The sequence below is a fragment of the Microcoleus sp. PH2017_34_RAT_O_A genome (assembly GCF_020737885.1).
Classification (GTDB): Bacteria; Cyanobacteriota; Cyanobacteriia; order Cyanobacteriales; family Microcoleaceae; genus Microcoleus.
Genome location: NZ_JAEQDD010000172.1, coordinates 1 through 6,322 on the forward strand (window position 1 = coordinate 1; position 6,322 = coordinate 6,322).

7 protein-coding genes are annotated in these 6,322 nt (G+C 43.5%); 1 reads left to right on the forward strand and 6 read right to left on the reverse strand.

Annotation, left to right across the window (positions count from 1 at the left end; genetic code table 11):
- Window positions 1-72 precede the first annotated feature (72 nt).
- Genes JGK11_RS32095 through JGK11_RS32120 form a run of 6 tightly spaced genes read right to left on the reverse strand, consistent with a single transcriptional unit; the run spans window position 73 to window position 5,165 of the window.
- Window positions 73-537, reverse strand: a complete 465-nt coding sequence (locus JGK11_RS32095) for a DUF4145 domain-containing protein (protein ID WP_293214402.1) — start codon at window positions 535-537, stop codon at window positions 73-75.
- Between the two features lie 4 nt (window positions 538-541).
- Window positions 542-1,021, reverse strand: a complete 480-nt coding sequence (locus JGK11_RS32100) for a hypothetical protein (protein WP_293197618.1) — start codon at window positions 1,019-1,021, stop codon at window positions 542-544.
- On the reverse strand, window positions 1,014-2,327 hold the full coding sequence (locus tag JGK11_RS32105) for an AAA family ATPase (protein WP_293214404.1): 1,314 nt from the start codon (window positions 2,325-2,327) through the stop codon (window positions 1,014-1,016). The genes JGK11_RS32100 and JGK11_RS32105 overlap by 8 nt, the downstream gene beginning before the upstream one ends.
- A gap of 1 nt (window position 2,328) precedes the next feature.
- The gene (locus JGK11_RS32110; RefSeq protein WP_293214406.1) at window positions 2,329-3,456 is read right to left on the reverse strand and encodes a hypothetical protein; all 1,128 of its coding nucleotides are present in this window, start codon (window positions 3,454-3,456) and stop codon (window positions 2,329-2,331) included.
- Complete coding sequence (locus JGK11_RS32115; RefSeq protein WP_293214408.1) at window positions 3,453-4,991, reverse strand: class I SAM-dependent DNA methyltransferase; 1,539 nt, start codon at window positions 4,989-4,991, stop codon at window positions 3,453-3,455. The genes JGK11_RS32110 and JGK11_RS32115 overlap by 4 nt, the downstream gene beginning before the upstream one ends.
- Window positions 4,992-5,015: 24 nt before the next feature.
- Entirely contained in the window at window positions 5,016-5,165 is a 150-nt protein-coding gene (locus tag JGK11_RS32120; RefSeq protein ID WP_293197611.1) for a hypothetical protein, read from the reverse strand.
- Window positions 5,166-5,437: 272 nt separating this feature from the next.
- On the opposite strand from JGK11_RS32120, the gene JGK11_RS32125 reads away from it, so the two are divergent.
- Window positions 5,438-6,226: a P-loop NTPase fold protein gene (locus tag JGK11_RS32125; protein WP_293214410.1), complete on the forward strand. Its 789-nt coding sequence runs from the start codon at window positions 5,438-5,440 to the stop codon at window positions 6,224-6,226.
- The last annotated feature ends 96 nt before the right edge of the window (window positions 6,227-6,322 follow it).

Genomic DNA, 6,322 nt, shown 5'->3' on the forward strand with positions numbered 1-6,322 from the left:
GTCAGTTTCATGATAGATTTTAGAGACATAAGATACGCTGCACACTGAAATTATCTTTGGGTCATTATAGGATCAATCATTCTGTGGTGCTCCCTTAGGAACTGGTGCAGTCTTGGGCAATGCGTCAGAGTTGAAGGTAAGCCCCGCATTGGGTTTGCTACTGCGTCCATAGGTATGTGCTAACCAGTATGCAACATGAAACAGCTCTCGTACAGCATTTATAGCATCATTCACAGAGATAGGTCGGGTACTGTGTACGGCCTGATTTCCTAGTTTGATAATGACTCTTGCTTTGTTAAAGATTGCTTCACCTACTAAGGTTTTAAAAGTAGGTTCGTGAATTAAACTGCTTAGGTTATCTTGATAGGGCAGTTCTAGGGAATTATCGTATTTATATAACCAATTTACGGTTAACTCCAAAGTTCGACGGGCATAAAAGCAGGCAGTGCGAGGGTCGGGATGTACTGCATCAATAGCTTTATTGGCCGATTCGTAAACTGTGGGAAAATCTGATTGAATAAAGGTAAACTGGCTCATAAATTTATGGCATTTTGTGATAACTTTTTAAGTCGCTATCTAGTGACCAAATAAAAACTTCACTCATTGAAAAAAGATTACAGGACTTATGAAATTCCTGAATGATACTGAGATCCCCGAAGCTTGTTCCTTCTAACTTAAGAGGTGCTTTGTTTTTGCCAGCCAGATCCGGAAATTGGTCAATCCATAGCAATATCTCTTCGGTGTTCGGGAATGTGGTAGGTCTCCAGGGCGCTACGCCCGTGAAAGCTTGTTTAACTTCTTTAACAAAACGTATGGCTGTTTTCCTTCGCATTGTGCCGTCGCCGTTTTGGGCGATGTGGTTGCCTGTTTCGAGTATGGTTGCCATCGGCAACAGAAAAGTACAGCCAGCTTGAGAATAGGTGATAAAATCTTCAAGAACTGATGCTCTATGCTGATTATAGTTGGGAACGTTGAGTATTTCGAGGAATATGCTGGTATCTATCAGGCAAATACTACTCATTGCCGTACTCCTGTAACCGAGACAGCCATGCCATAGCTTGCTGTTTTCTGTCTTCAGGTGTGTGCGGCGATTTGACAAATCGATCGACTATCCCAGCAGTTACCAGTTGACCGAGTGGCCCCTGAGATATCAGACTAGGAAAATCGTACATCTCTCCAAGCCGTACCAGGCGGCTATCTCCTTCATCTGGATTGCGGTAACAAAACACTACATCACCAAGGGCAGCATCGGGCAAGGCATCCATTAACGCGGGGTTATGAGTCGATAGCAGCACTCGCAATTTACGACGTTCGGCAATATCTCGGATGCTGGCGAGTAAATGCTTGGCGCGGTTGGGATGAACGCCGTTGTCGATTTCCTCAATGACGACTAAACTACCAACGGGTGCCGATAGCATAGCCGCCGCGATCGCCAAAACTCGCAAAGTGCCATCGGATAACAATGCCGCCTCACAATAGCGGCGCGTATTGCCAAAGGTTTCTGCTAGTCGCACCATCACTTCATCCCGTGGGCCGAAAAGGAAATCTAGCCCATCTATAGCCTGCTCTGGTAGACTCTGAATAAAGTTGAGAATTGCCTCTTGATTTTCGGCTTGATTCTCCCACAAGCGATACAAAACGCTGGAAAGATTAGTGCCATCTTCTTGTAATCGCTTATCAGATTTGAAGCTGTACTCGCGCATTCTGGCGGGGACGGGATCTAAAAATAGGATATTTTGTAAGACTTTTTGATATTCGCGGACGGTTTCAGGAATGCTCTTTTGGGATTTGGGGTACTTTGGATCAAAATGGGCAGGGGTGTCTAATTGCACGAATATAGCCATTTGATCGCTGCACGTTATTCGTGGCTTGTTCTTCCCTTTTGTAAAGTTGTTATAGGCCACACGAACATCAGTCCCTACTCCTTGAGAAGGCTGATCTAGCTGATATAGCGGGACTTGAGTTGTTGAGTCAACGATTCGCTCATTACTGATGTGCAATTCTCCGTCACGCACATTTAGGGTGATATCGAGTTGGTTCCATTCTGTTGAGTCCAAACGGCAACCGATGGTAAAATTTGACTCTCCCCGATGGCACAAGTCATTTACTCGACCGCGCACAACACGCTCTGCACTATTCACGGCATATTGAATACTGGTGAGTTTTTGTCCTTGTGCTAGCCATGACAGAAAGCGCAAACCTTCCAGGGCGTTACTTTTGCCTGCGGCGTTTGCTCCGATTAGTACGGTTAGGGAGCCAAGGGGTAATCGGCTTGTACTGTAACTTTTGAAGTTGGCGAGGGTAAATTCGGTTAGCATGGCGTTCATGTCATAACTCTCCTCTAAATGCACGATGTTGGAGGGAGGCGAAGAGCGCATGGAGTTCTGACAGTGAGGCGCGGTGTGCGGTTTTGAGTTTTTCTACAGCTTCAGCGCGACGGGCGAATTCTTGTTGAAGAGGAAGAGGTGGAACAACGAACAAAACACCCTCCAACATAGTCTGGTTCACCTTGAAAGTTCCATTAGTCGTCCTAGCCAATGTTTCAAGTTGTCGGCGCACTGCACTTGAGTTCCAAATATGCTGCAAGAATTGACGCTCAATAACTTCTGGTAAAATCCGTGCAGCAATCATTGTGTCAGGGAAAGTCACTTCTGGCATTTGCTGGGTAGGAAAGTAACCTTTGCCTACTAATTGAATATTGCCATTGCCTCGGCAGATTAGAAAATCGGATTGATCCACACGTTGGGTGATTGGCGGCACAGACTGAAATGTACTGGTCTTCCATGCGTTTTCATCAAACGCACTTCCAGTGATTGCCGAAAGTGTTAGAACTTTGCTCATTACCTTCCCTATGTTGGATGGTGATAAGCCGTTACGTAAAGGCATTGAAAGCAGATTATTAAAGTAGAGCACTGACCATCCCTTCGGATTCGTAACTGGATCGCCGAACATCTCGATAAATATGGCTTGGGTGAGGGTGTCGAGTTGCCCGATCGCCTCCCGACGTTTAGATATGAGAGATTGCGCGCGATCGAGTATCTCCGCAATCCGCCTTTGTTCTTCTGGGGGAGGAAGTAAAACATCTCTACGTTTCAGGTATTTAAAGTGTCGGTCATATCCGCCATCATGCAAATGTAACTGACGAAGATAGTAATAGAGATATTTAACATCAGCCTCGACTTTTGGACGAAGTATTTTTACTCCATCTGCCCCCATACAGAATGGAAAATCTATAAATTTGAAGCAGCGAGTATGGTCTCCAAAAACAATAACCGGTAATGACGCTTTGCAAAGGTGTGATTCGTTGTCTACATAACCAGAAATCAAATTTTTACCTTGATCTACAACCGCAAAACGCCCAGAAGGAAGAAACTCACTTTGTGGTGTTTTTATATTCCCTCCTGATTCGTCTGCGATCACATCAACAAAAGGGAGTTTTACCCATCCAGCTTTCATCCTAATACCTCCTCTAAATCCTTCATCCCCTGCTGAATTTCCACCTCTAACTTCGCCAAATTAGCAAGAATATCTTTAGGTGCGCGATGATCCACCTCTTCATGCACCACTTCTTTATAACGATTCAAACTAAGGTCATATCCCTGAGCCGCAATATCAGCCTTCGGCACACAAAAACTCTGAGCCGTGCGGACTCGCTCCCGTTCCTCAGTATTTCGCAGTCGCCAACGACTCAACACATCCGGCAGGTTATTCTTAGTATGTTCCTCTGCTGTTAACTCCGCAGTCGGGACAGCCCCTAATTTATCCTCAGCCAGCAAAGGCGTTCTTTTATCGTCCAAACTCCAGCCGTCAGCATTCACATTGTAAAACCAAACAAAATCAGTTCCACCTGAGTCAGTTTTAGTAAATAGTAAAATCGCAGTAGAAACACCCGCATAGGGCTTAAATACACCACCGGGCAGAGAAATCACAGCATCAAGCTTCTGTTCCTCTATCAACAAGCGGCGCAATTCCTTATGAGCCTTAGAAGAACCAAAAAGCACACCATCCGGCACAATCACCGCAGCCCGTCCCCCAGGCTTCAGCAATCTTAAAAACAAAGCCAAAAATAGTAATTCAGTTTTCTTTGTTTTGACGATCGCCTGTAAATCCTTAGCCGTGTTCTCATAGTCCAACGAACCAGCAAAAGGCGGATTAGCCAATACTAAGGTATAAGATTCTTCATCACCAGAATGTTCCTGTGCCAGCGAATCCTGATAGCGCACATCCGGGTTTTCTACGCCATGCAAAAGCATATTCATACTGCCAATCCGCAGCATGGTATTGTCAAAATCGAACCCGTGAAACATCTGATGGTGAAAATGTTGCTTCATCTTGGTATCGCGCAGAATTTCCGGGAAATGCGATCTTAAATATTCATTAGCAGCCACCAGAAAGCCGCAAGTCCCACTAGCCGGATCGCAAATCACATCCCCCGGAGTGGGTGCAGTCAGTTCCACCATCAACCCAATAATGTGGCGCGGCGTGCGAAACTGTCCGTTTTGTCCAGCGGAGGCAATCTTGCCCAACATATACTCATAAAGGTCGCCTTTAGTATCCCTGTCCTCCATCGGTACACCATCCAGCAAATCCACCACCTTAGACAGCAGCGCCGGAGTCGGAATTGTGAAGCGGGCATCCTTCATGTGGTGCGCGTAAGTCGAATCATCCCCCCCCAAAGTCCGCAGGAAAGGGAAAACATGATCGTTGACGACCTCAAACATCTCCTTCGGTGCAAAATTCTTGAACCTCGACCAACGCAAATCATCGTAGGAGCGTTTTTTGATATCTTCACCTTCTGGGAAAATCCGGCGTGACCTTGGGCGCTTGAGCCGATTAGCTTTGTTTTCTTCCAGAGTATGTAAATCGTCGAGACGACGCAGAAACAGCAAATAAGTAATCTGCTCGATGACTTCGAGGGGATTGGAGATACCGCCCGACCAGAAGGCATCCCAGATTTTATCTATTTGGCTTTTGATTTCCCCAGATATCATATTGCGCTTTCTTGTCCGATAATTCTAAAAAATTTGGGTGAGTATCAGTTTAGCTTGGATGTGGTTTTGCTGGAGATATGCAGCCAAATCTATCTGCTGCATCTTTTTTTTGCCAAACACCAGCCTGTCATTTCTCGAATTGAGGGCGCGCGAAAATCCGTCGCATCGTTGCATTTTCGGTTTTGCCGTCCTGGTGGAATGTCTGGGGTACTGCTGGAATTTGGTGGCGATCGCTCTTTCTTGACTCGCGGTATCAGCCTACTTCCTGGCCAATGATGCTGAAGACTAATGCAGTGATAGTGATATAATAGCCGATCGTTAAGCAAAATAGGCGATCGTACAATTCTTTACGGCGACTGAGAAAATAAAGATTCTTGCAGGAGAGTCGATCGAATTAAATGATTGATACTTCTTTACCTTATTAATTTTACAACCAAAAAAAACTTATGCCAGACCAAACAACTAGCACAAATAATCAGTATATTTCTGAACCCAATCAGCATATCCAACAATACTTAGACTATTACTGTGAACTACCTCAGTCCCCTAAATTCGCTATCTTGCTCAAAGGGAAATGGGGTTGTGGCAAAACATGGTTTATAAATCAGTATTGTGAAAAATTAAAAAAAAATCGTAAAATATTAAAAACAAAAGATAAAAAATCTTTATATGTTAGCCTATACGGCATTACTAATTATTCGGAAATAGAAGACATTCTTTTTCAACAAATTCACCCTGTACTTGGATCTAAAGGGATGGTGATAGCGGGTCAAATTCTTAAAGGCTTGCTAAAGGGCACATTAAAAATTGATATAAATAATGATGGTCAACAAGATGGAATGTATCATATTGCTATTCCCGATATAGACATAGATAAAAAATTTCAGGATTCTCAATTTAGCCTTTTAATATTTGATGACTTAGAACGTTGTAGCATAAACATTGAAAATATATTGGGATATATCAATAATTTTGTAGATTCCCAAAACTTAAAAGTAGTCATAATTGCCAATGAAGATGAAATAAATAGCGATGAAGACAAAAAAGAGAAATACAACAAAACAAAGGAAAAACTAATTGGGAAAACTTTTGAAGTTTTTCCTGATTTGTCAGGGGCATTAAATACAACCATCAATCAAATATCTAATCCGCAAGTCAAAGAAATTTTGACAAAAAACTTGGCTCTCCTTGAAGAGTTGTACAGGCAAGCAAAGTGTACAAATTTAAGAATTTAGGACTTACGCATTGACAAAAAGCATTATCTATGTACTCTCGGCCATAGCATCACTCTGAAGGTTCGCAAAAATATGCTCACGTATAACTAAAGTGAA

Excerpts from the sequence above, each read along its gene's own strand:
- JGK11_RS32120 (WP_293197611.1), bottom strand. The coding sequence starts at position 5,165 with ATGCAACGATGCGACGGATTTTCGCGCGCCCTCAATTCGAGAAATGAC.
- JGK11_RS32100 (WP_293197618.1), bottom strand. The coding sequence starts at position 1,021 with ATGAGTAGTATTTGCCTGATAGATACCAGCATATTCCTCGAAATACTC.
- JGK11_RS32110 (WP_293214406.1), bottom strand. The coding sequence starts at position 3,456 with ATGAAAGCTGGATGGGTAAAACTCCCTTTTGTTGATGTGATCGCAGAC.
- JGK11_RS32115 (WP_293214408.1), bottom strand. The coding sequence starts at position 4,991 with ATGATATCTGGGGAAATCAAAAGCCAAATAGATAAAATCTGGGATGCC.
- JGK11_RS32125 (WP_293214410.1), top strand. The coding sequence starts at position 5,438 with ATGCCAGACCAAACAACTAGCACAAATAATCAGTATATTTCTGAACCC.
- JGK11_RS32095 (WP_293214402.1), bottom strand. The coding sequence starts at position 537 with ATGAGCCAGTTTACCTTTATTCAATCAGATTTTCCCACAGTTTACGAA.
- JGK11_RS32105 (WP_293214404.1), bottom strand. The coding sequence starts at position 2,327 with ATGAACGCCATGCTAACCGAATTTACCCTCGCCAACTTCAAAAGTTAC.